This is a genomic window from Streptomyces poonensis, from assembly GCF_014650915.1.
Taxonomy (GTDB): Bacteria; Actinomycetota; Actinomycetes; order Streptomycetales; family Streptomycetaceae; genus Streptomyces; species Streptomyces poonensis.
Genome location: NZ_BMVW01000010.1, coordinates 170474 through 196425 on the forward strand (window position 1 = coordinate 170474; position 25952 = coordinate 196425).

Sequence of the window (25952 nt, forward strand, 5' to 3'; positions counted from 1 at the left end):
ATGCGAGTAACAAGTGATCCTCGGGGGGCTTGGTAGTGACATAAGTGATCAAGTGGGGTCACTATGTCCTCGTGGGAGAGCGAGTGATAGGTCACATAGAGGGCATTGTCCCCGGTGCGGACTTCCATCGCCGGGTGGATGTCAAGCGAGCCAATCTGCACCGCGACACGATGCGAGGCATCTCATGGCTTGCGGACGAAGATGGCAGTGATGTAGCAGACGCCATCGTACTGAATGGGGGGTATGAGGACGACGAAGACGACTGGACTTCGATCCGATACACGGGGGCATCACCCGACAAGGATAAAAGTCCGGATGGTAAGAGGCTCATACGTAGCCAATCTTGGGAGTACCGGGACAATGCTGCGCTGAAGCGTAGCTTTGAGCGGGGTTATCCTGTACGGATAATCCGTGGACCTAATGGTGACCGGCGGTACTCGCTGGCTGATCGCTACAGATACGACGGTCTCTACCGGATCACAGATGTCAGGACCGCTGTATCTCGATCGGCTGCACCAGACGGTTCGCCTATTAAGATATGTCAGTTCGATTTGGAACGCCTCCCTAGCCCCGAACAGGAGTTGACGAGTGCGGAACGCGTTGCTGCCCAGGTCCTGGAGCGGCAGGAAGGCTTTGTACGTGACGAGCTGAAGCATGCCAATGGCGAGCAGGGTGCGGCCTTGGAAGGGGAGAAGTTCCCTAAAATACGCGCTACACGGGTCCAGCGCATCGTGCGTGACGCTGCCGCGGCGCGGCGTATCAAGGACCTCTACAACGATGAGTGTCAGGCTTGTGGTCTGCGAATAGTTGGTTCAGATGCAAAACCGTACAGCGAGGGCGCGCATATAAAGCCTCTCGGTAAGCCGCACGGCGGTCCTGATGTTGAGCGAAACATACTTTGCCTTTGCCCCAACTGTCATGTGCGACTCGATATTGGTGCCATTGTTATAGCTGACGACTGGTCAATCGTTGTGCGTGTGGCAGTGCCTGGTGAGAGAATTCTTCCGAAGCTTAAGATGCACCGGGAACACAAAGTGCATCCCGAATATCTTCAGTACCATCGCGACCTGTGGGAGAAGGGAACAGGCGCTAGCGCGGATCAGTGAGGTAGCAGGTTCAGGCTAGCGACCAAGATTGGGCTTGTTCAGGGCGGGGCTGGCGGTGTGCGTCGTACCGAAGAATCGCTGAGTGCCCGTGAGAGAGGTGGTGGTCCGAAGCGTTGTGGGGCGGCCGGCGGTAAGGCTGGGTGGAAGTGGACGCGGGGCTGTTCACAGGCGGGGCCTGGTAGCGGATCTCGGGTGGGTGGACCGTCGTGCCCTCGCGGCGCGGATTCCGGAGCACCTCGCCCTCCGCACGGAGGCGCGGGCGCCCAGCAGGGACATGCCTCGGCGTACGTGTACGGCCTGGCGTATGACGTGGACGCCAAATGCGAACCATCCCGCCGCCATGAGCAGCACGATGGTCAGTCGGGGCTGTCTCATGGACAGGTTCCGGTGTCTGGCGGCGGGGCACAGGGCTGTTCAGGCAGGATGCGACGTATCCGGGAAAACTGACAGGTGCGGGACTGCTGCTTGCGTTTGCCCTCACTCAGTCAGCGTCGAACCGTGGTGTGATGCCCCCGTGCCCCGCACCACACAAGACACCAACCGCCGCATGCTCCGAGCCCGCGACGCCATGGACCGCGCCTACGCGCAGCCGCTCGACGTGCCCGCGCTGGCCCGGATCGCCCACGTGTCGGAGGCGCACTTCACGCGGACCTTCCGGGCCGTGTTCGGCGAGACGCCGCACCGCTACCTGCAGCGGCGCCGCGTCGAGCGGGCGATGTTCCTGTTGCGGGAGACGGACCACAGCGTGACGGACATCTGCTTCGAGGTGGGCTTCAACAGCACGGGGACCTTCAGCCGGACGTTCCGCGAGATCGTGGGCCGGTCGCCGAGGGAGTACCGCAAGGCGGCGGTGGCCGCGGGGGTGCCCACCTGCTTCACGATGGCGTGGACGCGGCCGAGTGCTTGACCGCGAGCACATCCGCGCCGCCCGTGAGGCCGTCCGGCAGCTGAGCAGTTTCGGATAAGTTTTCGTGGCGCCCGCCCACTAGCGTCTTCCTCATGTTCAACGCCATCACGCAGTCACAGATATACGTCCTCGACCAGGACGAGGCCCTCGACTTCTACGTCGGCAAGCTCGGCCTGGAGGTCACCGCCGACGTCGACATGGGCTTCATGCGCTGGCTGACCGTCAGCGTCCCCGGGCACCCCGAGCGTCAGGTCCTGCTGGAGAAGCCGGGTGCGCCGGCGATGTCCGAGGAGACGGCGGAGCAGGTTCGCGAGCTGGTGACCAAGGGGGCGATGGGCGGCTGGCTCATCTTCAACACGGAGGACTGCCACAAGACGTACGAGACGCTGCTGGAGCGGGGCGTCGAGTTCACCGAGGAGCCCACGGAGCGGCCGTACGGAATCGACTGCGGCCTCCGTGATCCGTTCGGGAACCGCATCCGGTTCACCCAGCCGAAGGCCTGAAGGGCCGAGCCGGGGTGATCCGTCCGGCGGGAGGCTGATCCGGCTGTTCGCGCGCGGGGGCGGGGGTGGATCTCCGATCGGGATCGGGGCCGGCATGCGGGCGCTCCGTGGCCGGAGCGCTCCGGGCGTGGCCCCCGCAACCTATTGAGTCCCGGCTTCCAGCACGCGGAGCGTGGCCGTACGCAGCTGGGCCGCGGCCTCACTCACCGTCATGCGGCCGGCTCCGACCTCGTTGCCCGCGGCGTGCCCCAGGGCTGTCACCGCCGCGACCAGCCAGGCGGCGGGCGGGCCGGGGTCGAACTCCCCCTCGGCCTGGCCCTTTTCCACCAGCCGTGTCAGTCGGGCGGCGACGGGCTCGTGCCGTGCCCGGTCGGCTTCGGCGTGGACGGGGGCCGTGCCGAGCTGGAGCAGCACGGGGTGCCGTTCGAACAGCCGCCACCCGATGTCCTGCAGTCGCAGAAGTGTGTCCAGGGCACGTCCTCCCTCGGCTTCCGCGGCGTCCATCGCCGCCATGGCCTCCTCCGTGACCCGGTCGGCCACGGCGTCCAGCAGCGCGCTACGGGTGCCGAAGTGCGCGTACACGGTCTGACGGGTCACGCCGGCTGCTGCGGCGATGGCCGCCATACCTGCGTCAGGGCGTTCGGCGAGCAGCCCGACCGCGGCGTCGAGTACGGCCTCCCGGCTGCGTACGGCGTCGGCCCGACGGCGACGCCGAGCGGCCGAGGTGTCCTCTGAAGGGGAGGCAGCTGAAGTAGACAACTCTTACAACCTTGTCAGACGTAACTGAGGTGCATATCTTACAGCTCTGTAAGGGATCGTTGGGATCGTAGCGGGGCGCAGCCCTGCCTGCCCGGCCGGAGCGTCATGCAACCTCAGGAAGACTCGAAAGTCCCGGAAACCCTGGAAGCGCTGGAAGGCAAGACACCCGAGCAGTTCATCGCCGACTTCTACACCTCCTTCACCGAAGCCGTCGTCCGCGGTGAGGAGGACCCCGTCGACCTCATGGCGCGGTTCTACACCCGGGACGTCGTACAGATCGCCGACGGCGTACGACTCGACTGGGACCGGCTCGCCGCCCACCTGCGCCCTGTACGCAAGAACCTGATCGACTTCCGGTTCGAGGTGCATGAGGCGCTGGCGGACGGCAAGAGGATCGCGGCCCGGTTCACGATTCACGCCCGGCTGCGCAAGAGCGGGCCGGTCACCACGCAGGTGTGCATGTTCGCCGAGTTCACCGCCGAAGGCCTGATGCGAAGGGCCGATCAGCTCACGCGGACGCTCGACCGAACCGAAGCACAGGACGGGGAGTAGCGCGGATGCGGATACGACTTGCCCGGGGAGTCGCCCTGTTCTCCACCGGGGCCCTCGCGGGAGCCTTCGGCTACGGAGCGGCCAATCTGGTGCCCACCTTTCGTGCCGTGCCGTTGGAGACAAGGCTCTCCTTCCACACGGAACTGATGCAGATGAACGGCATCACCATGCAGGGAGCCATGGGAGTGTCCGCGCTGAGCGCCCTGATGCTCACCGTCATGAGCCGGGGCACCGCGCGGTGGCTCGCCGGCGGGGCGACGCTGCTGGCGGTGTCGTCCTTCCTGATCACCAGGCTCGGCAACGTCCCCATCAACGGCCGGATCAAGGAGTGGGCCGTGACTTCGGCTCCCCCCGATCACGCGGAGATCCTCGCTCGCTGGGAAGCTTTCAACTACGCCCGCACCGGCGCCGCGTTCGCTGCCTTCCTCCTGCTGATCCTTCTGGTACTGCGTCAGGAACGCGTCGGACGGGACGCGGAAGACGGCCGTACGCGTCGACCTGTTGCCGTGCCATGAAGGCAGGCCGACCACCGAGTGCGGTCTGCGCGCCGGGCGGTGGGACACCTGGACGATCGGTCACGCCCGGTCTGCTGAGCCTGCCGAGATCTTCAGAGCCGCACGCCATGCGGGACTGTCGACGTAGTGGTTGTCGAAGCGTTCCGCGGACTCGGCGATCTCCTTCGGGTCGGCCTCGCCGCGCATCACCCGGCCGAGGAGGCGCAGGTAGTCGAAGCGGTTCAGGCCCGGGGCGAACACGAACAGGACGTCCGCCTCGGCGCCGGGCGCCGCCGCGAAGGCGTGCGGGGTGTGCGGCGGTACGGCCAGGAAGTCGCCCGCCTCCAGGACGGTCACCTCCTCGCCCACCAGCACCTGGAGGGAGCCGCTGATCACGAAGAACAGCTCCGTCGCCCTGGTGTGGAAGTGGGCCGGTGCTCCCACGGCCCCCTTGGCGAAGGTGGACCGGTAGCTCGTGAAGCCACTGCCGGGGGTGTCCGAGTCGGCCAGCAGGGTCATCACGCTGCTCGGGTCGGCGCAGGTCTCCGCGTCCGCATGGCGGGTCAGTACCGCCTGGGCGGGCGTCGTGGTCATGGATGCGTCGGGCGTCGTCTGAGTCGTCGTCTGCGTCATGGTCATGACCCTACGGATCCGGGTGACCCGGCAGCAGGGTCATTCCGCTGCCGTGAACGTGGGTCAATTCGGCTGCTGCCATCTGCCAGGCCGGTGTCGCGCCCGTCGGCGATGTCGCTGATCAGTGACGTCCCCTTCATCTCCCGAGGCTTAACTTGCCCCAGTAGGCGACTGTATGCTCACCGAACTCACGTCCAGGGGGGACGTGTTGGGCCGCCGAGCTCGGCGGCCGCACCAACTGAACAAGGGGGGGACGATGCCAATAGGGCACCGTCGGCCGACGCGCTTGGGTAGCGCCGTCGCCACCGTCTCGTCCGTGCTGGCGCTCACGGCGGGCGCCGCACTGTCACTGCCTTCCGACGAAGCACAAGCCGCGCAGGCCACCGCGGGCACCGCCACCGAAGGCGTTCCCACCGCGGGCACCACCGCCGTAGGCAACGACGTCGCCATACCCGTGCCCGACACCGACGTCGACCGGCGGATCAGCGTGCTGGCGAGCACCCGTATCGGCGTGCTCTACCAGGAGGAGGGCACCGACGGCTATGTGTGGAGCCAGACCGGCAAGGTCGTGCCGGCCCTGGACGGTGTGCCGGCGGAGGACATCGTCGACACCCACGACGAGTACGACCGGATCGCCTACCGCACGACAGGGGCCGACGGTCGCACCACCTTCGTCTGGTACTGGCTGAACGACGGGATCAAGCGGACCATGACCGTGCCGAGCGGCTACGAGAACCCGCGGTTGAGCAGCGGTTTCGTCGTGGTCTCGCACCGGCTTGAGGACGGTTCGTACGAGTACCGGGTGCTCAGGGGCAACGGCACGGGAGGCGCGTACGACGTCCTGGTGCGGTTGCCGGAGGGCGCGACCGCCGAGGCCGCGCCGGAGGTCCTGGCGCACGACGGCAACGATCTCGTCATCCGCTACCAGAAGGACGGCCAGGCCGCGTACGGGATCGTCAACGGGATCAGCGGTGCCGTCCAGCCGCTCCAGGCGACCGGCGCGGCGAGCAGTTTCCGGCTGACCGACTCCTGGGTGACGTGGTTCACGCGCGAGGGCGAGGACGGGATACGGATCCGGGCGCGCAGCAGCGCGGGGGGCGCACCCGGGATCCGTGCGGTGCCGACGACGTCCGAGGACAGCGAGGTCCTCACGTTCATGACGGGCGACCACCTGCTGTGGTGGGAGGGGCCCGGGTCGCCGCTGTACACCAAGCCGTTGAGCGGCGGGGAGCCAAAGGTCGCCGTGGCCGAGGCCGAGCGGGTGGCGCAGGCGGGGGAGAACGTGACCGCGGTCGGACGGGCCGTCGCCGGTGGCCCGCGTGCCCTGTACGACCTCTATCCGGACGGCACCGGCGCCCTCTTCGTCTTCGCGGAGCATGAGGTGACCCCCGTCCACCACGACGGCTCGGTGACCGCGCTGGACCTGGACCGCGGCACCGTACGCCTGCTCAACTCCCTCCGGGGCACGCAGACCCTGCACAGCCAGGACATCGGTACCGCCATGGCACCGGCCGGCGGCGCCGCCCTGACCTCCGCCGCCACCTCCGCCACCACCGGCCCGGGCCGCTTCGCCGACGGCGGTGACGAGGGCCTGGCCCAGCTGGCCACCGACCCGGCCACCGGCAAGGACGTCCTGACCACCGCCGACGACCCGGACGGCGCCATCACGCTCCCGGGGAGCGACGGCAGGATCCTCGACGCGTCCCCGCAGTACGTGCTCTACGCGGGGAACGGCGGCACGGGCCGGCAGTACGTGGTCGACATCGCCGCCGGCACCGTCGTCCGCGAGCAGGCCGCGAAGGCCGCCGCGCTCGACCACGCCACCCTGTGGACCCCGTCCACCACCGCCGGCAAGGTCGTCGCCACCAGCCTGCGCACCGGCAAGACGGTCCGCACCCTCGACATCGGCTCCGGCTGCGTCCCTGACGACCTGCGCACCAACGGCACGCTGCTGTACTGGAGCTGCGCCGCCCAGAAGAAGGCCGGCGTCAAGAACCTCGGTGGGATGGGGCAGGCGTACTCCGCACCCGTCGGCGACGTACTGCTCGGTGACGGCTTCTACGGCTACTACAACGCGGCCGAGGGGTCGATCGAGCTGAGGGAGGTCATCAACGACGTCAACCTCCCCCTCGACGAGATCACCGGCGTCGCGCCCACCGAGGCCGCCGACACCCGCGGGGTCACCTGGGCGATCGACCCCCGCTCCAACAAGGTCGCCTACCTGGGCGCGGACGGCACCGTCCACGTCGTCAGGGCGTACATGGGCATCGGGCTGCCCTCCCGGCTGTCCGTGCCCGACTCCACCGTCCCGGCGTCCTTCGCGGCCGACGGCGGTGCCGCCCGGTGGAACAGCCGGTGGTGGCTGTCCAAGCCCGCGGCCTCCTGGAAGGTGACGCTCAAGAGCGCCACCACCAAGGCCGTGGTGCGCACCTGGACGGGCGGCGCGACCCGCGGCTCGGTCGCGGTCTCCTGGGACGGCAAGGCACAGACGGACGGCGCGCTGGTGACCAACGGCTCGTACACCTGGACGCTCACCGCCGTCCCGGCCGACGGGGCCGGCGACCCGCTGTCGTCCTCCGGCACGGTGAAGGTGACCGGGGCCGCGGCCGTCCGCCGGGACCACGCCGGCTCGGACGGCATCGGAGACGTCCTGACCCTCAACTCCAAGGGCGACCTGACCATTCAGCAGGGCAACGGCAAGGGAGCCCTCTCCGGGAAGGTCTCCGGGGCCGGCTGGCCCACCTCGATCACGGCCGCCCCGTTCGGCGACCTCGACGGCGACCGCTGCAACGACGTGCTGGTCCGCTACAGCAGCGGCACGCTGCGCGGGTTCCGGCCCGGCTGCGGCAAGGCGGTGACGCCGAAGACCGCGTACACCACGCTCGGCACGGGCTTCCAGCAGTACAACGTCCTGACCTCGCCCGGCGACGTCACCGGCGACAAGCGCGCGGACCTCATCGCGCGCAACTCCAAGACGGGCGCGGTGTACCTGTACAAGGGGACCAGCTCCGGGAAGCTGTCCTCGCGGGTGAAGCTGTACGCGAACTGGAACGGCTACAAGAAGATCGTCGGTGCCGGCGACCTCAACGGCGACGGCCACGGCGATCTGCTGGTCCAGAACAAGTCCAACGAACTGTGGCGCTACGACGGCACCGGCAAGGGCCCGTTCAAGGCCCGGGTGAAGGTCGCGGGCAACTGGGGCTCGGCCTACAACGCGGTCGTCGGCGCGGGCGACCTCACCGGCGACGGCAAGGCCGACCTCGTCAGTCGTGACACCTCGGGCAACCTGTGGCGCAGCAGCGGCAACGGCAAGGGCTCCTTCGGCGCCCGCACGAAGATCGCGACCGGCTGGAAGGGCTACAAGGGGGTCTTCTAGCGAGAAGACCGGCGAGAGGGCCGGCTGGTGGCGACCCGGTCGCCACCAGCAGCGGCTTCAGCACCGGCTTCAGCACGGGCTTCAGCACGGGCTTCAGCACGGGCGTCAGGCCGTCGGCACCCCGTGGCACCCCTCGTACGCCCGCCCCGACCCGCACCAGCACTCCGTGCCCCGCTGCGGCGGCCACTCCACGGCCCGCCCCCGCGCGGCCAGCGTCGTCGCGTACTGGGGGAGCAGGGTGACGTCCGACGGGGAGGACGCCTCCGAGGCCGCGAACGCCTCGTAGGACGGGACCGTGCCCGAGACGATGCCCAGGTTCGGGGTGCCGGAGGCGGCGAGTTCGCGCAGGCTGTGCTCTATGGTCGCCAGGTGCTCCTCGTGGGAGGGGTACTCGGACGACAGGGACGGGTAGTCCGCCAGCAGCTCCGCCAGTTCGTCCGCCGGCCAGTGCAGGACCGCCACCGGGAAGGGGCGGGAGAGGGCCGTGCGGTAGGCGCCCAGTTCCGCGCGCAGGCGGCTGATCTCCGCCTCCAGTTCGGCCGGGTTGTCCGAGCCCAGGGACCAGACGCGCTTGGGGTCGTGGAGCTCGTCCAGGGACACCGACGCCGAGTGGAGCGTGTCCGCCAGGGCGTCCCACTCGTCGTGCGGCGCGCCCAGCATCCGGCGGACCCGGTGGCGGCCGAAGAGCAGCGGATGGGTGGAGTACGGGGGCTCGGCGACGTCGGTGAGGAGGAGCGTGGCCCCTTCCGTGAACGTCTCCTGCGCCGCCTCCAGTTCGTCGTGGGCCTCCAGGGCCTCCGCCGCGATCACCCAGGGGGCCGGGTCGCGCGGGGCCGAGACGCGGATGCCGTCGATGATCGCCCGCGCCTCCGCCTCATGGCCGTACTCCCACAGGTTGGACGCCTTGAGGGCGCGTACGAGGTGGGGGTGGTCCAGAGAGTCGGGGGAGGAGAGCAGACGGTCGTAGAGGGCGGAGGCGTCGGCGCGGGCGCCGGACAGCTCCAGATGGGCCGCGGCCTGGAGCAGGAGGTGTTCGGCGTCCTCGGGGTACAGACCGGCGGTTCGTTCCAGACGGGCGGCTTCGGCTTTGTGGTCGACGTTCTCGGCGGAGGTGTCGGGGCGCATGCCGACACCGTACTGCCGCCGACCGACAGAGGTGAGATATCCGCAGGCTGGTGGATGCGTGTGCCCGCCGGGCCGGTGTCCGTGCGCGCCCCTCGACCCGCGCGCGATGCGTCACGGGTCCCTACGGCCCCTCGCGCCCGTGCGGCAGTACGCTCCGGCGCCATACCCGCATGGTGCAGACGGAGGAAGGCATCCGGTATATCTGGTAGTCGTACAGGTCCAGTTGTGAGCGAATCGGGAAGGGGGGGGAAGGCAAGTAATGATCGTCTACCAGCTCTTCCACGCTCTCTTCCAGGTTCTCCTCCAAGTCCTTCTCCAGGGACTGCTCCAGGCCGGTGTGCTCGACACCGCAACCGGGACCTTCTCCGCCGCGGTCGCCCTCGCCGCCACCGCCGCGGCCGGTTCGGCCCTCGCCCTCTGCGCGCTGATCGCCTCCCGCTGCGCGCCCGCCGTGGCGCCCACGCGCGTACGGACGGCGATACGGGACCGTGAGCGCCGTACGGCGTTCCTGCCCCAACGCGATCCCGACGCCAAGGGCCGCACCCGGCCCAGGGCGCCCGGTCACGCCCTCCGGACGATCACCGCGTAGGGCATCCGCCACCACGTCACATCGCATGTCCCTGGGTGTGTCCCCGGTTGACTCCGCGCGGGTCGTCATACCGCCACTCACCACACCGGTACGACGAGACCCCCGGAGGGCTCACCCATGTCCGTTCTCCTGTCCGCCTTCGCCACCCTGGTGGAACAGCTCGCCGAGCTGCTCCAGCCGCTCTTCCACGCCTCCGCGGCCGCCGCAGCGATCGTCCTGTTCACCGCGTTCGTACGGCTTCTCGTCCTCCCGCTGTCCCGGGCCGCCGCGCGCGGGCAGCGGGTCCGGACGGCCCTGCAGCCGAAGATCGCCGAGCTCAGGAAGAAGCACGGGCGGAATCCGGAGCGACTGCGCACGGCACTCCTCGAACTGCACGCGAAGGAGAAGGTGTCGCCGCTGGCCGGCATCCTGCCCAGCCTCTGCCAGATCCCGGCGTTCTTCCTGCTCTACCACCTGTTCTCCAGCTCCACGATCGGCGGCGAGAGCAACGATCTGCTGACGCACTCGCTGTTCGCCGCGCCGCTGGGGGACCGGTGGGGCGACGCGCTCGGCGACGGGGGAGTGTTCGGCGCGGCCGGGCTCGTCTACCTCGGGCTGTTCGTGATCGTCGCTGTGGTCGCCGTCTTCAACTACACGCGGACGAAGCGGGCGTTCACCGCGAGCGCCGGAGCCACCGCGCCGGCGGGCGGCGGTGACCAGCTGCCCGGCCTCGCCACCGCCACCAAGGTCATGCCGTTCATGTCGTTCCTGACCCTCGTCACCGTGGCCGTCGTACCGCTCGCCGCCGCCCTGTACATGGTGACCAGCACGACGTGGAGCGCGGTGGAGAGGATGCTGCTGTATCCGTGATCCGTAACCCGTAACCCGTGATCCGTGATCCGTGATCCGTCGTCCGTGAGGGCATGGTTACGGTCCAGTACGTGAACCGGGTATTGCGGACTGGACCGTGACCTTGGAGGATCGTCCAAGATCGCGAGGGCGCGCCAGGCCGAGGTCGAGGGAGATGGGGATCATGAAGCTGCTGCGAGTAGGTACGGCGGGTTCGGAACGGCCCGCGCTGCTCGACGCCGAGGGGGTCCTGCGGGACCTGTCGGGCGTCGTACCGGACATCGACGGGGCGCTGCTCGCGGACGACGACGCGCTCGGGCGGGTCCGGGCGGCGGCGGACTCCGGTGAACTGCCCGTGCTCGACGGTGAGGGGCTGCGGATCGGCCCGCCCCTCGCCCGCATCGGCAAGATCGTCTGCATCGGCCTCAACTACCACGACCACGCGCGCGAGACCGGCGCCGAGCCGCCCGCCGAGCCGGTGATCTTCTTCAAGGCGGCGGACACGGTGGTCGGGCCGAACGACACGGTGCTCGTGCCGCGCGGGTCGGCCAAGACCGACTGGGAGGTCGAGCTCGCCGTCGTCATCGGGCGTACGGCCCGCTACCTCGGCTCGGCGGAGGAGGCGCTCGGGCATGTCGCGGGGTACGCGGTGGCGCACGACGTCTCGGAGCGGGAGTTCCAGATCGAGCGCGGCGGCACCTGGGACAAGGGCAAGAACTGCGAGACGTTCAACCCGCTGGGGCCGTGGCTGGTGACCGCCGACGAGGTCCCCGACCCGCAGGACCTCTCCCTGAAACTGTGGGTCAACGACGAGCTGAAGCAGGACGGCACGACCGCCGAGCAGATCTTCCCGGTCGCCGAAGTGGTGCGGTACGTCAGCCAGTTCATGACCCTGTACCCCGGGGACGTCATCAACACCGGTACGCCCGCCGGTGTCGCCATGGGCCGGCCCGAGCCGAAGCCGTATCTGCGGGCCGGTGACGTGGTCGAGCTGGAGATCGAAGGGCTGGGGCGGCAGCGGCAGCAGCTGAAGGACGCGTGAGCGCTCCGCTCGGGCGCGGTGTCTGACTGCGGGTTCGTCGGGGCTGGTCGCGCAGTTCCCCGCGCCCCTTGAGGGGCGCGGTCGGGGCGCCGCGGATCACCACGGCGCCCCGACCGCTCCGCGGTCCCGCTAGTCCCGCATCCCCTCCACCAGCCGTTCCAGCGCCTCCACCACCAGCGCGTGGTCCTGGAGCTGCGGCAGCCCGGACACCGTCACCGCGCCGATGACGCCCACGCCCTCGACGTCGATCGGGAACGAGCCGCCGTGCGCCGCGTACACGTCGGGGTCGAGGCGCGAGGAGTCCTCGAACGTCGTGCCCTTGGCGCGGAAGCGGGCGCCGACCAGGTAGGAGGCGGAGCCGTAGCGCTCCACGACCCGGCGCTTGCGGTCGATCCAGGCGTCGTTGTCCGGGCTGGAGCCGGGCAGCGCCGCGTGGAAGAGCTGCTGGCCGGCGCGGTGGATGTCGACGGCCACGGGCGCCTGCCGCTCCCGGGCCAGCTCCACCAGCAGCGAGCCGAGCGCCCACGCGTCCTCGTAGGTGAACCGGGGGAGGACGAGACGGCGCTGCTGGGCCTCCAGCTCCTCGATGCTCGGGACGATCTGCGGGGTGTTGTCGGGGGCTTCCATGCTTCCGTTTCCCATCAGAGCTGCACCACCACTCCGTCGCGGGCCGAGCGCCGGGCCGCCTCCAGGACGTCGAGCGCCGCGGCGGCCTCCAGGGCCGTCACCGGGTTGGGCGCGCCGTCGCGCAGGGCGGCGGCCACGGCCGCGTAGTACGCGGGGTAGTCGCCGGGCAGGGTCGGTACGGGCTCGCCGCCGCCGGTCAGCGGGGACTCGCCGGCGCCGACGCGGCCCCACAGCGACTCGTCCTCCACGCCCCAGTCCGGGCCGGGACGCGACCCCTCGCGCAGGGCCGCCTCCTGCGGGTCGAGACCGTACTTGACGTAGCCGGCCTGCGAGCCGAGGACGCGGAAGCGCGGGCCGAGCTGGGCCGTGGTCGCGGTGACGTAGAGGTGGGAGCGGACGCCGTTGGCGTGCGTGATCGCGACGAACGTGTCGTCGTCCGCCTCGGCGCCGGCGCGGCGGACGACCGACTCGGCGTACACCTGGATGGCCGGGCCGAACAGGACCAGCGCCTGGTCCACGACATGGCTGCCGAGGTCGTACAGCAGACCGCCGATCTCCGCCGGGTCGCCGGACTCGCGCCAGCCGCCCTTCGGCTTCGGCCGCCACCGCTCGAAACGTGACTCGAAGCGCCATACGTCGCCCAGCGCGCCCTCGGAGACGAGCTTGCGGACGGTCAGGAAGTCGTTGTCCCAGCGGCGGTTCTGGAAGACGGAGAGGAGCAGGCCGCGCTCGTCGGCGAGGCGGGCCAGCTCGCGGGCCTCGGCCGCCGTACCGGCGATCGGCTTGTCGACCACGACCGCGAGGCCGGCCTCGAGCGCGGCCGTCGCGAGGGGGACGTGCGTCTTGTTCGGCGACGCGATGACGACCAGGTCCAGCTCGCCCGCCCGCTCCCAGAGCTGGTCGGGGGAGTCGGCGAACGTCACGTCCGGGAACTCGGCGCGGGCCTGCTCCCGCCGCTCGGGGCTGGACGTGACCACGGTGTCGAGGACCAGGCCCTCGGTGGCCGCGATCAGCGGTGCGTGGAAGACGGAGCCCGCGAGGCCGTAACCGACGAGGGCCACACGGAGGGGAGCTGTGCCAGTCATGCGTTCCACTTAAGCAACGCTGTTGCCAAAGTGCAAGCGCCACGGACAATGGAAGGGTGAGCAGCGCGAACAGTGGTGGGATCGGAATGACGGGCAGGCAGCACGGCGTGAGCGCGGGGGTGAACCTGGGCGCCCTGCGCACCCACAACACCGCGCTGGTGCTCGATCTGCTGCGCACGGCCGGCCCGTCCGGGATCAGCCGGCTGGAGCTCGCCGAGCGGACCGGGCTGACCCCGCAGGCCGTCAGCAAGATAATCGCGCGGCTCCGCCTGGAGGGTCTCGCGGCGGAGGCCGGGCGCCGCACCTCGACGGGCGGCAAGCCGCGCACCGTGCTGCGCCTCCTGCCCGGGGCCGGGCACGCGGTCGGCCTGCACCTGGACCGCGACGAGCTCACCGCCGTCCTGTGCGATCTGACCGGCACCGTCGTGGCCGAACGGCGGGCGCCGCTGGACCTGGGCGCCGGGGCGGACACGGTGGTCGAGGGCGCGGCCGTCGAGGTGGAGGCGCTGCTGGCCGGGCTCTCCGGCCCCGAGCCCGCACCGGTGCTGGGCGTCGGCGTCGCCCTGCCCGGTCCGCTGGACCACACCCGGGGCGTGCTGCACCGGGTCACCGGCTTCCCCGAGTGGAGCGGGTTCCCGCTGCGGGACGTGCTGGCGCGGCGGCTGGGCACAGCGGTCGTGGTGGACAAGGACACCAACGCGGCCGCACTGGAGGTGGCGGTGCGCGGCGCGGGCCCGTCCGCCTGTCTCGCGTATCTGCACCTCGGTACGGGGCTGGGGGCCGGGCTCGTGATCGGGGGCGGTGTGCACCGGGGCGCACGGACCGGGGCCGGGGAGTTCGGCCACCAGGTCATCCAGCTGGACGGGCCGCCGTGCGAGTGCGGGAACCGGGGGTGCGTCGAGGCGCTGTGCCTCGCGGCCGTGGCCCGGGGCGACGTGGACGGAGCGGCCCGGGTGCTCGGTGCCGCCGCCGGGAACCTCGTCGCGCTGCTCGACATCGACGAGGTGCTGCTCGGTGGCCGTACCGTCGCCGCCCACGAGGAGGCCTTCGTCCGCGGGGTGGGCGCCGTCCTCGACGAGCGCGCCCGGCGCGAGGGCGCCGACCGGGCCGTACCCGTACGGGCCGCCCCCGGCGGGGCGCGCACCGTCGCGGAGGGAGCCGCCCAACTGCTGCTGGCGCCGTTGTTCGGGCGGGGTGAGGGATAGTCCAGGCCGGTCGGGGTGAGTTCAGGGGCGGCCGACGGGTGAGGTGCTCGGCCGATCGAGGGCACTTGGGCGGCCGTACGGGGTACGTGGCGCGTGGCGAGGCCGACGGCGGCGGCCGGATGGCAGGCATGAGTACATGCGACTGTTCCCGCGATCGTCCCCGCGACTGAGACTGCGCATGCCCCCGGCGCTCACCGCTGCCGCCACCGTCGTCACCGCAGCCGCCCTCGCATGCGGCCTCCCGCCCCCCGCCACCGCGGCCCCCGCCCCCACCTGCGCCGGCACCGAGGCCGGCGACTTCCCCCTCCGTGCCCGCATCCACGGCGGCCCCGCCCGCTACGAGGCCGGCGGCGGTTTCCGCACCTGGTCCCTCGCCCTCACCAACACCACGGCCCGCCCCTGCCGCGACATCCACCCGGTGATCGTCCTCGTCGACGAGGAACGCGCGCTGCGGTCCGGTGATCCGCTCCTGGAGTACTACGACGGCGACCGCCCCCACCCGGTCGCCCTCACCCGCACCGACGCGGACGAACTCGTCGGGGTCCTCGACCACAAGGGCTTCCCCGGGTTCACCGTCGCCCCGGGCCGCACGCGCACCGTCAGGCTCCGGCTCGCCGTCACCTCGGCGGCGCGCACCCCGAACGACGTCGTGGCGAACGCGGCTGTCGTCCAGCGGCGGGGCGACGACGGCGACTGGGTGGGCGAGTCGAACGACTACCGGTTCCGGATCGTCGACAGTGACGACAGCGGAGAGAGCGGAGAGAGCGAACAGAGCGGAGAGAGCGAACAAGGGGAAGAGAACGGGGACACCGGCACAAGCGGCACCCATGAGAACCACGAGGACCGCGAGAACCGCGAGAAGCGCCAGGAGTACGAGCAGCAGGAAGAGCGCCCACCCGCCGACGAACTGGCCGCTACCGGAACGACCGTGGTGGCGCACGGAGTCACGGCGCTGCTGCTCATCACCGGCACCCTGCTCATCGTCCTCTTCCGGCGACGCGGGCCCCAGTGATCCACACGAGTCATGATCAGCCCCTCCTGTTCCGGGCCACCCGTCACTAGGGTGGTGACCGTCGGTACAGAGACGTCCGGCGCCCCCTGACATCCCGCGGACGTACGGCAGGAGATCGCACATGGCAGAGCGCAAGCCCATCGAGTCGTGGCTCACCGACATGGACGGCGTGCTGATCCACGAGGGGGTGCCGATCCCGGGTGCCGACGCGTTCCTGAAGAAGCTGCGGGAGTCCGGCAGGCCCTTCCTGGTCCTCACCAACAACTCCATCTACACGCCCCGCGACCTGCACGCCCGGCTGGCCCGCATGGGCCTGGACGTCCCCGTCGAGAACATCTGGACCTCCGCCCTCGCCACCGCGAAGTTCCTCGACGACCAGCGGCCGGGCGGCACGGCGTACGTCCTCGGCGAGGCCGGTCTGACCACCGCGCTGCACGACATCGGGTACGTGCTGACGGACCAGGACCCGGACTACGTCGTGCTCGGCGAGACCCGCACGTACTCCTTCGAGGCCATGACGAAGGCGGTGCGGCTGATCCAGGGCGGTGCGCGGTTCATCGCGACCAACCCGGACGAGACCGGCCCGTCCACGGAAGGCCCGCTGCCCGCCACCGGGGCCGTCGCCGCGCTGATCACCAAGGCGACCGGACGGCAGCCGTACTTCGCGGGCAAGCCGAACCCGCTGATGATGCGCACCGGGCTGAACACGATCGGCGCCCACTCCGAGACCAGCGCGATGATCGGCGACCGCATGGACACCGATGTGCTCGCCGGCATAGAGGCCGGGATGCAGACCTTCCTGGTGCTCACGGGCGTGACCCAGCCGGGCCAGATCGAGAACTTCCCTTACCGCCCCTCCCAGGTCGTCGACTCCATCGCGGACCTGGTCGACGCGATCTGAGGGGTGTCGCACTTCAAACACGCAGCCATCCACTCGACCCGTACGGAGTAGTACCGCCTCTCCCCGGATGCGTCGCGGCGGCCGGAGGGGGAGTCTCCAGATGTCTGGAGGTTCACGATGCGTTCTCTACGGCTCACACTCGGTGCGGGTGCGGTGGTCGCCGGGATCCTGACCCCGGTGACGTACCCGCTGGTCCCGGTGGCGTACGCGGGCGACTCCGGGGCCGTCTCGGTGACGCCGTCACCGCCGGAGCCCGGCAGCGACATCCGGCTGGCCGTCAAAGGGTGCAGGGACGACACGGGCACCGCCGCCTCGGCCGCCTTCGTCGCGGACGCGCAGCTGACCGGAGGCGGCCACGACGGCGGAGGCGGCCACGACGGCAGGGGCGCCCACGACGGCAGAGGCGGTGTGCTCGTCGGGGAGACCCGCGTCCGCTCCGCGCTCAAGCCGGGCAGCTACGAGGTCCAGGTCACCTGTGACGGCCGTGAGGGCAAGGTCCGGGGGACGATCGAGATCGCGAGGAAGGCGGGCGGGGCCCGGCCGCCCGAGCCGGCTCCGGACCCGGACGCGCACCGGAACTCGCACTCGCACTCGGACTCCGGCTCGGACTCCGGCTCGGACTCCGACTCGCACTCCGCCCTTCCACCCGCCGCGCCCGCGTCCCCCGCCGCCCCCGTACGCGCGGGCGGCGGCGGTACCGCGCACCTCGCCGCGAGAGCCCGGGACAACGGTCCCGGGCTGCCGCACGCCGTGATCGGCATCGTCCTGGTGGGGGCCGCCGCGGTGGCCGTCCTGGTGCGCGGCGCGCGCCGGGGCCGCGGCTCGGAGTGACCGACAGGATGTGACCACGATGTCCGACGACCCGGAACACAGAACGCGCGGCACCGGCCGCCTCACGGCGGGCGTCGCCTGGGCCGTACTGATCCTCGGGCTCTGGCTCTGGGGTCGCGAGGTGACCGACGTACGGCGGGGCGTGTCCGCGCCGACCACGGGTGACGTGGCGGCGGTCGGGCGGCCCGCGGGCGTCGAACTGCCCTCTGCGGCCGAGCCGTTGGGCGAGGCCGCACCCCGGCGCCTCGACATCCCGTCCATGGGCGTGCGGGCGCCGGTCGTCGCGCGCGGCCTGGACGGCGACGGGGCCATCGACCCGCCGCCCTTCGACCGGGCGGGAACCGTGGGCTGGTACGCGGCCGGTACGCGACCGGGGGCGGCCGGCGCCGCGCTGTTCGTGGGGCATGTCGACACCGAGACCCGGCCCGCCGTCTTCTACAAGCTGAGCGCGCTGCGGATCGGCGAGACGATCCGGGTGGTCCGCGACGACGGGACGGTCGCCGAGTTCACCGTGGACGACGTCCAGGTGATCGGGCGGGACCGCTTCGACGCCCGGCAGGCGTACGGGGCCCGGGACGCGGAACGGTCCGAGCTCCGGCTCGTCACGTGCGGCGGTACCTACGACCGGAAGAGCCGCAGCTACACGGCGAACGTGATTGTCTCCGCGTACCTCACCGGGAGAACGACGTGACACGCGGCAGATGAACATGACACGTGGCAGATGACCGGGCCCGCCGGGCCGGTCGAACGGTTCCCGGGCGGGGTCCACCTGGCCCGATCGGCGACCCGCTCCCCCCGGAGCCGCCGACCGGGCTGGTCCTCGACCGCGCGCGCTCGGGCCGCGGGAGTAACCCGGCGCCGGCGCGGGAGGCTTGTGGGCCAATCCGGACATCGCGGATGGTGAGTCCGACCGGGGGCTGGGGCCGTCCGAAGCAACTCTAGAACGGATGGCCGCTCCGGCCTAGAGGCTGTTTGACGCCAAGTCCTCATGCGGTGGCTGTCGGTGATACCCGCAGGTGAAAGCGGTTACATTGAACGTTCTACAACTACTCGGGCGTTCGTTCGACGGTCCAGCTCACGGGCTCCGGCGAGGCCCGTCGGGCGGTCCGCCGCCGGACGCCCGGCCTGCCGCCCGTCAGGTCCGGGCACGGTTTCCAGCCACCGCGCGCCAGGCTCGCCACCCGGCGGACGCCACGGTAAGAGCTTCCTGGCAAGCCCCGGAGGGCCTCGTGAGCGAGTGCGCCGTATGTCAGGATTGGGACTTACGACAGTGCACCCAAGGGGGAGTTGGATGTACGGCAGTAGGGGGGCGACGACTCTTTCCGCGGCGGCGCGGGCGACCGTGGCGGTGGCGGGGGCGGCACTGCTGCTCATCGGCTGTTCCGGTGGCGACGGCGACGAGGGCGGCGAGAAGAACGACAACGGCTCGGCCGCGGAGATCACCCAGCAGCCCAGGAACGTCAACCCGTTCTGGGTCAACCCGGACGGCAGCGCGGCGACACAGGTCGCCGCGTACGAGAAGGCCGGCGAGGACGCGGACGCCGAGCAGATCCGCAAGATCGCCGAGCAGCCCACGGCCCAGTGGATCGGCACGGAGAACCCCGAGCAGGAGGCGGAAGGGTACACCGAGGCCGCGCAGCAGGCGGACCGGGACGCCGTTCTGGTCCTCTACAACATCCCGCACCGCGACTGCGGCCAGTACTCGGGCGGCGGCGCCGCCGACGGCGACGCGTACCGGAAGTTCGTCGACGGCGTGGCCCGGGGCATCGGTGACCGGCCGGCCACGGTGATCCTGGAGCCGGACGCGGTGCTGCACCTCGTGGACGGCTGCACCCCGGAAGAGTTCCACGAGGAGCGCTACGACCTGCTGAAGGGCGCGACCGAGAAGCTGGCCGCGCTGAAGAACACGAAGGTGTACCTGGACGCGGGCAACGCGGGCTGGGGACACCCCGAGGAGATCTTCGAACCGTTGCGGCGGGCGGGCATCGACCAGGCCGACGGCTTCGCGGTCAACGTGTCGAACTTCTACACCACCGAGGAATCCATCACCTACGGCAAGGAGCTCTCGGCGAAGGTCGGCGGCAAGCCCTTCGTGATAGACACCAGCCGCAACGGCAACGGCCCGTACACCGGCGGCGACGCGGACGAGCGCTGGTGCAACCCGCCGGGCCGCGCCCTCGGCGAGACCCCGACCACCAAGACCGCCGACCCGCTGGTCGACGCCTATCTGTGGGTCAAGCGCCCGGGTGAGTCGGACGGCGAGTGCAAGGGGGGCCCGAAGGCGGGGCAGTGGTGGCCCGAGTACGCGCTGAAGCTGGCGCAGGCCTCCAAGAACTGAGCACGGGCCCCCGTGCACCGCGCGGGGGCCCCGCCTCGTGCTACGGCACCTTCACCCACTGGGCCTCGGACGGAGTCCCCTGGTCGTCCGTCACGAACAGCATGTACCAGCCCGACTGGACCAGATTGCGGTTCTTCGGGACCGTGACCGTGATGCCGTCCTTCGTCGTCTTCAGGGCCAGGGCGATGGACTTCTGGTCCACGTCGGTGACATGGGTCGAGGCGCTCGGACGGATCAGGCGGGCCGACTCGACGGACGAGGCGTGCTGCGTTGCGAACGTCGCCGACCCGCCCCGCTCGATCGTCTTCGGACCGCCCGACAGGGACGGACGCGCGTCGCGGTACAGGTACGGCGGGGTGTAGATCTCGATGCGCTGCTCGAACTTCCCCGGCTTGGTGTTGGCCTTGTCCGCGTACAGCGAGTCCGAGCCGAAGAACATCACCCGGCCGTCGGGCAGCAGGATGGATCCCGAGTGGTAGTTGCGGCCCACGAGCGGATCGGCCACCCGGCTCATCCGGTCGGTCTTCGCGTCGTAGATCCGTGCCTCGAGGATGTTGGAGTCGCCGCGCCCCCGGTAGTCCTCCGAGCCGCCCGAGATCAGCACGGTGTCGTCGGGGAGGATCGAGGCCTGCGGATAGCGCGTGCCCTTGTCCAGGGACGGCCCGTCCACGAACCGCGGGTCGTCCGCCAGCAGGTCGACGAGACGGGTCTTCGCACTGGACTTCCTGGACTCGCCGACCCCGCCGCCGCCGATCACCATGTACTTCTCGTCCTGCGCGGGCGGCAGCAGCACCGTGGCGGCGGTCTCCAGCCGGTCCTTGTCGCTCATCCCGGGGATCTTGGTGAACCTGTTGGTGTCCAGGTCCCAGATGCCCGGGTCCCGGCCCACGTCGTCCGGGCCGTACCCGGCGTTCGCGCCCGAGTAGAACAGCTCGCCGTTCTGCATCAGGGAGATCGCCGGGTAGGTCGGGAACTGCCGGACCTCCTTGGTGTACGTCCACCTTTTCGTGTCCGGGTCGTACACCTCGTTCTTGCCCGGGACCAGCTGCCCGATCTCGTCGAGGCCGGACAGCGACAGGATCCTGCCGTCGGAGAGCGTGGTCAGCGTCGGGTACCAGCGCGCCTCCTTCATCGGGTCGACCTTGATGTACTTCTCGGCGACCGGATCGAACTCGAAGGCGTCCCTGATCCCCTGGAAGTCCTTCTTGTCCAGGGCGAGCTTCTGCGCGATGCCGTACGTGTTGCGCGCGTCGACGCCCGTCAGGCCCTGGATCCGGTAGTTGTCCTCGGTGCCGGTCTCGTACTTCGCGCCGCTCTTCGCGGCCTCGACGTAGATACGGCCCAGCCCCGGATCGTTGCCGAGGAACTTGCCGGTCGCGGGGTCGAACTTCTTCTCGGCGCGCGGCACCAGCACCGGGTCCTTGGAGACGAACGTCTTGCCGTTCTCCTTGCCGGTGAACTTCGTGCCGGCGGGCAGCGTGATGGGCCTGTCCGGGTTCTCGTTGTGGACGATCATCAGGCCGCCGGCCTTGGTGACGTCGCCCTTGAGCTTCTCGTACCGCTTGGTGCCGCCCGCGATCAGCAGATTGCCGTTCGCCAGCTGGGTGTGGCCGGTGCAGAACAGATCCTTGGGTGTCGGGACCTTCTTGACCGTGCCCTTCACCGGGTCCCAGATCCGGGTGTCGAACCGCTTCGCGTCGAAGTTGTCCTGGTTGTTGCCCGAACCCGCGATCAGCAGCACCTTCCCCGTGCGCAGCAGGGCCGCGTGGATGGTGTTCTGCCGGTACTCCTCGGGGAAGTCGACGATCTCCCAGTGCCCGTTCTCGGCCTTGTACTCCGGCCTGTTGATCGCGTACTGGTGGTACTGCTCCGTCCCGAAGCGGTACAGCCACGGTCCGTTCATCCCGGCCAGCGCCAGGACCACCGCCGAGCCGATCGCCAGACGACGGGCACGACGGCGGCCTGCACGGTTGGTCATTTCTTACGTCCCCCAAGGGCGATCTGCATGGTCTGGTCGGTGCCTCCGTCCGCGGACGCCCAGCTCGGTTTCTGCTGCGGCGCGTGCCCGGTGTGCGGTGCGTGCGGTGCGGCACCCGCGTGCTGGACGGGCAGCGGCTGGGTCGTCGGCACGGCGTCCTGCGGGAGCCGTGCGCCCGCCGCGTGCGCCGCCGGTTTCCTCTTCTCCTGCCGCATCATGTGACGCCAGGCGAAGATCGGGGACGCCGTGATCAGCGTGGCGAACGTGGCCCAGGTGATCATCGCGGGGTGCGAGTTGCCGAGCACGAACCCGGCGACGATCGACGCCACGAAGACCGCGATGAAGAACCAGTGGATCCGGAAGGTCCCGAACAGCGTGTCCGGGCTGGCCGAGTCGCCCTTGGGCGTGACCACGAACTTGCTCTTGCGACGCAGGACGGAGTCGATGAGGGCACGCGCGTACAGCGGTGCCGACAGCGCCGACATCACCATGCCGGCCACGCCGCCGGAGCCCTCGGGCTCGTGCGGGGAGACGTTGTGGCGGCGGTTCCAGACGTACAGGCCGATCTGCAGCGCCGAGGCGTTGCCGTACAGCATCAGCCACACCGTCGGGTCGATGTTCACACCCGAGGCGCCCATGCCCAGGAAGAGCGCACAGCTGAGCGCCGCCAGGATCCAGTTCAGGGCCGACATCGGATAGAAGATGATCATCATCGTGTAGTTGAAGAGCTTGCCCGGGGGCAGCGAGTACCAGCCCTTCCAGTACTGCTTGAGGATCGTCTCGTACGTCCCCCGCGACCAGCGCAGCTGCTGGGTGAAGAAGTCCGTCCAGGCGCTCGGGCCCTCTCCGACGGCGAGCACGTCCGGGGTGTAGACCGACTTCCACTTCTTCCCCGTCATCGGGTTCCTGTGGCGGTGGATCTCGAACCCGGTCGCCATGTCCTCGGTGATCGAGTCGTACAGACCGCCGATCTGCTTCAGCGCCTTGATCCGTACGGCGTTGGAGGTGCCGACGAACATCGGGGCGCCGTAGCGGTTGCCGGCGCGCTGGATCAGCGCGTGGAAGAGGAACTGCTGCGACTCGGCGGCCTTGGTGATCGGGTTGTCGTAGTTGCCGTAGACCTGCGGGCCGATGACGAAGCCGACGTCCGGGTCGCGGAAGAAGCCGAGCATCCGCTCCAGGTAGTTGGGCAGCGGCACGTGGTCGGTGTCGACGGAGGCGAAGTAGTCGTAGGCGTCGCCGTGGGCGTCCAGCCAGGCGTTGTAGTTGCCGTGCTTGGTCTTGGCGCGGTGCGGGCCCTTGGCCTGGTTCCACTTGGCGACGCCCTTGCGGGAGAAGTGGTGCACCCCGAGGCGCTCGCAGACCGTCTTGACCTCCGGGTCGTCGCCCTCGTCCAGCAGCCAGACGTGCATGAGGCCACGGTGGCGGATCTTCACCGCGGCCTCCAGCGTCTTCGTCACCATCTCCAGCGGCTCCTTGCCGGGCACGAAGGAGGTGAGGAAGGCGACTCTGGTGCCGGTCTCGGGCACCACCGGGACCGGGTCACGGGCGACCAGCGTGGCGTGCGCGTTGGACAGCACGTTCATACAGCGGAAGAACTCGATCAGGCCGATCGAGACCAGCATCACGACGTCGAGGGCCGGCAGGAAGTCGTACGCCGGGTAGTCGCGCTCGGTCCAGTGCTCCGGCTGGAGCAGCCAGAACAGCAGCACCAGGGACAGCACCGGGGCCGCGGCCAGCATCAGGGCGACCCGGACGCGGTGCGGCTCCTGCGAGATCAGGGAGCGGTACTGCACCGTGTAGGGCCGGCCGGGTTCGGGCTGGGTGAGCGGGCCGGCCAGCCGGCTGTAGTGCTCGTAGTCGTATCTCGGCAGCGTCCTCTTGATCCTGCGGAAGCTGCCCGTCCGGTGTGACATCATCCTGAGCTGGGTGGTTTCGGACGGGTCGAAGTCCTGCCGGGCGCCTGACGGCGTCGACGTCATGAGTCATCCCCCCGCACGCACGCGAGTGCGTGTTCGTCGGTCGTCGCCCGCGCGGTCCCCCTAGACCGTCCCCGGGCGCATCAGTGGCGGGTCGGCGTCGCCATGTCATCACTTATGGAGACATAGGACGGCGACCTTCCGGTTGCATGATGCCCCCCTAGGCATCCGTTCATGGGCTGGATCCCCTGCTCCCCGCGGTGACCGGATCCGGCCCAAGCCCCCCAACTGCGCAGCATCCACAGTCCCTTACGGCCCAGGGTTCTATGGCGTTCAGCATGATCGCAAGGTGGGATACGAGGTGTTTACCGGTCATACGCGCACATTGGGGTACCGGAGCGTGCACTTTCGGACAAGAGTGCGCTCGAATGGTCGCGCCGCTCGGATCCGAAGGGATCACCTGTTCTGGCGCCGAACCATGAATGCGGAGAGGCCCCCCGCTCCCGCGGGGGGCCTCTCCGTGTCGTGCGCCGCCAGGGACTCGAACCCCGGACCCGCTGATTAAGAGTCAGCTGCTCTAACCAACTGAGCTAGCGGCGCCTGCTGACGGAAGAAACTCTACCTGACGTCGGAGGGTGCTCTCGACCGCGGCCCCGCGCGGCCGCCGGCGCCGACCTGCCGCGTACCCGCCGCGACGGTTCGGTTACATCATTCGGACCGTCAGCATGCGACATCTGCGCACAGTTGAGAAACTGGCGACCGTGCAGAGGCGCGGACATTCTCATTCGGGGACACAGTCGGGACACGAGGGCAATCGCATGGACACTCCGGCATTCGAGGAATTCGATCCTCCGAATGACTGCGAATGCCCCGGATGTGTGCGGCGGCCACACCTCCCGCCCCGGTCCACGGGGTCCGGGGGAGCCGGCCGTCCGGCGGCCCAGGGCGCCCTGGTGCTGGCCGCGGCGGCGGGTGCGGCGCTCGGCGCGGGCCCCTGCGGGACCGTCGCCGCGGCCGCGCACGCTCCCGTCAGACCGGGCGTTGTCGCAGATGAGGAGCCTGATGCACCTCAGGGGGGCGAGGCACCGCTGCACGGTCCGGCCGGCCGTCAGGCCTCCGGTGCCGAGCTCCGGCCGCCGGTCGCGCCGCCCGCCACCACCCGCGCGGAGATCATCAACCGGGCCAAGACCTGGGTCGCCGCACGGGTCCCGTACAGCATGACCGCGTTCTGGTCGGACGGGTACCGGCAGGACTGCTCGGGTTATGTGTCGATGGCCTGGAACCTCGGCCGGAACGAATGGACAGGGTCCCTCGCCACCTATGGGGACAGGATTTCCAAGGAGGAACTCCAGCCCGGTGACATTCTGCTCTTCCATAATCCGGAGGATCCCCTGGAAGGGTCGCACGTCGTCATTTTCGGCGGCTGGACGGACTACACGCACACGCATTACATCGCCTACGAACAGACACGTCCGCACACCCGGAAGCAGGCCACCCCATACGCGTACTGGAGCAATTCGGAGCGTTATGTGGCGTACCGCTACAAGGGGCTGGCCGGGGATGCCGGAGGGGGCGCAGAGGGTGCTGAGGAAGGAGCGCAGGAGTGGGCGGGCGCGGGGGGCGCCCGCTTCCCGGGAGTCTCGGCCTTCGGCTCCGGCGCGCGGAACGGTCATGTGACGAGACTGGGGCGCATGCTCGTCGAGCGGGGCGGGGCACGCTTCTACACCACCGGCCCGGGACCGCGCTGGACGGCCGCGGACCGCAGGGCCACCCAGGCCTTCCAGCGGGCCCAGGGGTGGACCGGCTCGGCGGCGGACGGGCTGCCGGGCCCTGTGACGTGGGCGTATCTGGCCGGCGGCGCGGGCCGGGACATCCCGCCGGGGCGCCTGCCCCGCTATCCGGGGCGCGGGACGTTCCGGCCGGGCGCGGACAACGAGTACGTCACCCGGCTGGGGAGGCGGCTGATCGAGAAGGGGTTCGGCACGTACTACGCCTCGGGTCCGGGGCCGTGCTGGACCGAGGCCGACCGGCGGAGCGTGGAGGCGTTCCAGCGGGCGCAGGGGTGGCGGGGCAGAGCGGCGGACGGCTATCCGGGACCGGAGACCTGGCGGCGGCTCTTCTTGTGACGGCACGTTTCCGCAC

At 70.1% G+C, this 25952-nt stretch carries 23 protein-coding genes and 1 tRNA gene; 16 read left to right on the plus strand and 8 right to left on the minus strand.

The window, feature by feature from the left end:
* The first annotated feature begins 71 nt into the window (after positions 1–71).
* From IE242_RS23695 to IE242_RS23705, 3 genes are all read left to right on the plus strand, one after another.
* Positions 72–1106: a YDG/SRA domain-containing protein gene (locus tag IE242_RS23695; RefSeq protein WP_189862494.1), complete on the plus strand. Its 1035-nt coding sequence runs from the start codon at positions 72–74 to the stop codon at positions 1104–1106.
* A gap of 547 nt (positions 1107–1653) precedes the next feature.
* On the plus strand, positions 1654–2013 hold the full coding sequence (locus IE242_RS23700; protein WP_373299573.1) for a helix-turn-helix domain-containing protein: 360 nt from the start codon (positions 1654–1656) through the stop codon (positions 2011–2013).
* A 92-nt stretch (positions 2014–2105) separates the two neighbouring features.
* The gene (locus IE242_RS23705; protein ID WP_189862498.1) at positions 2106–2516 is read left to right on the plus strand and encodes a VOC family protein; all 411 of its coding nucleotides are present in this window, start codon (positions 2106–2108) and stop codon (positions 2514–2516) included.
* Between the two features lie 141 nt (positions 2517–2657).
* Here the strand turns inward: IE242_RS23705 and IE242_RS23710 are convergent, their stop codons facing one another.
* Positions 2658–3275 (minus strand): TetR/AcrR family transcriptional regulator, encoded by a 618-nt coding sequence (locus tag IE242_RS23710; protein ID WP_189862500.1) that lies wholly within the window; start codon positions 3273–3275, stop codon positions 2658–2660.
* A gap of 105 nt (positions 3276–3380) precedes the next feature.
* Here IE242_RS23710 and IE242_RS23715 point away from each other — a divergent pair, with 105 nt between their 5' ends.
* Together IE242_RS23715 and IE242_RS23720 are read left to right on the plus strand one after the other, a co-directional pair.
* Entirely contained in the window at positions 3381–3827 is a 447-nt protein-coding gene (locus IE242_RS23715) for a nuclear transport factor 2 family protein (protein WP_189862502.1), read from the plus strand.
* A gap of 5 nt (positions 3828–3832) precedes the next feature.
* On the plus strand, positions 3833–4342 hold the full coding sequence (locus IE242_RS23720) for an anthrone oxygenase family protein (protein WP_189862504.1): 510 nt from the start codon (positions 3833–3835) through the stop codon (positions 4340–4342).
* Between the two features lie 60 nt (positions 4343–4402).
* On the opposite strand, the gene IE242_RS23725 is transcribed toward IE242_RS23720, so the two are convergent.
* Positions 4403–4954 carry a cupin domain-containing protein gene (locus IE242_RS23725; RefSeq protein ID WP_373299574.1) on the minus strand — a complete coding sequence of 184 codons (552 nt, stop codon included), beginning with the start codon at positions 4952–4954 and terminating at the stop codon, positions 4403–4405.
* A gap of 286 nt (positions 4955–5240) precedes the next feature.
* Here IE242_RS23725 and IE242_RS38620 point away from each other — a divergent pair, with 286 nt between their 5' ends.
* On the plus strand, positions 5241–8330 hold the full coding sequence (locus tag IE242_RS38620) for an FG-GAP-like repeat-containing protein (RefSeq protein WP_268249484.1): 3090 nt from the start codon (positions 5241–5243) through the stop codon (positions 8328–8330).
* Between the two features lie 105 nt (positions 8331–8435).
* On the opposite strand, the gene IE242_RS23735 is transcribed toward IE242_RS38620, so the two are convergent.
* Positions 8436–9455 carry an SEC-C domain-containing protein gene (locus IE242_RS23735; protein WP_189862508.1) on the minus strand — a complete coding sequence of 340 codons (1020 nt, stop codon included), beginning with the start codon at positions 9453–9455 and terminating at the stop codon, positions 8436–8438.
* A gap of 259 nt (positions 9456–9714) precedes the next feature.
* Here IE242_RS23735 and IE242_RS23740 point away from each other — a divergent pair, with 259 nt between their 5' ends.
* From IE242_RS23740 to IE242_RS23750, 3 genes are all read left to right on the plus strand, one after another.
* Complete coding sequence (locus IE242_RS23740; protein WP_189862510.1) at positions 9715–10044, plus strand: DUF6412 domain-containing protein; 330 nt, start codon at positions 9715–9717, stop codon at positions 10042–10044.
* A 129-nt stretch (positions 10045–10173) separates the two neighbouring features.
* The gene (locus IE242_RS23745) at positions 10174–10893 is read left to right on the plus strand and encodes a YidC/Oxa1 family membrane protein insertase (protein WP_189862673.1); all 720 of its coding nucleotides are present in this window, start codon (positions 10174–10176) and stop codon (positions 10891–10893) included.
* Between the two features lie 163 nt (positions 10894–11056).
* Positions 11057–11914, plus strand: a complete 858-nt coding sequence (locus IE242_RS23750) for a fumarylacetoacetate hydrolase family protein (protein ID WP_189862511.1) — start codon at positions 11057–11059, stop codon at positions 11912–11914.
* A 129-nt stretch (positions 11915–12043) separates the two neighbouring features.
* On the opposite strand, the gene IE242_RS23755 is transcribed toward IE242_RS23750, so the two are convergent.
* Together IE242_RS23755 and IE242_RS23760 are read right to left on the minus strand one after the other, a co-directional pair.
* Positions 12044–12541 carry a heme-degrading domain-containing protein gene (locus tag IE242_RS23755; protein WP_189862513.1) on the minus strand — a complete coding sequence of 166 codons (498 nt, stop codon included), beginning with the start codon at positions 12539–12541 and terminating at the stop codon, positions 12044–12046.
* Between the two features lie 14 nt (positions 12542–12555).
* Positions 12556–13626 carry a Gfo/Idh/MocA family oxidoreductase gene (locus IE242_RS23760; RefSeq protein ID WP_189862516.1) on the minus strand — a complete coding sequence of 357 codons (1071 nt, stop codon included), beginning with the start codon at positions 13624–13626 and terminating at the stop codon, positions 12556–12558.
* An 86-nt stretch (positions 13627–13712) separates the two neighbouring features.
* Here IE242_RS23760 and IE242_RS23765 point away from each other — a divergent pair, with 86 nt between their 5' ends.
* The 6 genes from IE242_RS23765 (at position 13713) to IE242_RS23790 (ending at position 19913) form a co-directional block, all read left to right on the plus strand.
* On the plus strand, positions 13713–14831 hold the full coding sequence (locus IE242_RS23765; protein ID WP_189862675.1) for an ROK family transcriptional regulator: 1119 nt from the start codon (positions 13713–13715) through the stop codon (positions 14829–14831).
* A gap of 178 nt (positions 14832–15009) precedes the next feature.
* Positions 15010–15843 carry a cell wall protein gene (locus tag IE242_RS23770; protein WP_189862518.1) on the plus strand — a complete coding sequence of 278 codons (834 nt, stop codon included), beginning with the start codon at positions 15010–15012 and terminating at the stop codon, positions 15841–15843.
* Between the two features lie 121 nt (positions 15844–15964).
* Entirely contained in the window at positions 15965–16744 is a 780-nt protein-coding gene (locus tag IE242_RS23775; RefSeq protein ID WP_189862520.1) for an HAD-IIA family hydrolase, read from the plus strand.
* A gap of 117 nt (positions 16745–16861) precedes the next feature.
* Entirely contained in the window at positions 16862–17575 is a 714-nt protein-coding gene (locus IE242_RS23780) for a hypothetical protein (RefSeq protein ID WP_189862522.1), read from the plus strand.
* Positions 17576–17594: 19 nt separating this feature from the next.
* Positions 17595–18266, plus strand: a complete 672-nt coding sequence (locus tag IE242_RS23785) for a class F sortase (RefSeq protein WP_189862524.1) — start codon at positions 17595–17597, stop codon at positions 18264–18266.
* Positions 18267–18866: 600 nt separating this feature from the next.
* On the plus strand, positions 18867–19913 hold the full coding sequence (locus IE242_RS23790; protein ID WP_189862526.1) for a glycoside hydrolase family 6 protein: 1047 nt from the start codon (positions 18867–18869) through the stop codon (positions 19911–19913).
* A gap of 40 nt (positions 19914–19953) precedes the next feature.
* Here the strand turns inward: IE242_RS23790 and glxA are convergent, their stop codons facing one another.
* The 3 genes from glxA to IE242_RS23805 all read right to left on the minus strand — a co-directional run bounded on the left by glxA (position 19954) and on the right by IE242_RS23805 (position 24410).
* A complete protein-coding gene (glxA, locus tag IE242_RS23795; protein ID WP_189862528.1) occupies positions 19954–21891 on the minus strand; it encodes a radical copper oxidase GlxA in 1938 nt (645 codons plus the stop codon).
* Positions 21888–23873, minus strand: coding sequence for a glycosyltransferase family 2 protein (locus IE242_RS23800; protein ID WP_189862530.1), 1986 nt, complete (start codon positions 23871–23873; stop codon positions 21888–21890). The genes glxA and IE242_RS23800 overlap by 4 nt, the downstream gene beginning before the upstream one ends.
* A 463-nt stretch (positions 23874–24336) precedes the next feature.
* Positions 24337–24410: transfer RNA gene (locus IE242_RS23805), tRNA-Lys, on the minus strand.
* Between the two features lie 218 nt (positions 24411–24628).
* On the opposite strand from IE242_RS23805, the gene IE242_RS23810 reads away from it, so the two are divergent.
* Entirely contained in the window at positions 24629–25936 is a 1308-nt protein-coding gene (locus tag IE242_RS23810) for a peptidoglycan-binding protein (RefSeq protein ID WP_189862532.1), read from the plus strand.
* Positions 25937–25952: the final 16 nt, after the last annotated feature.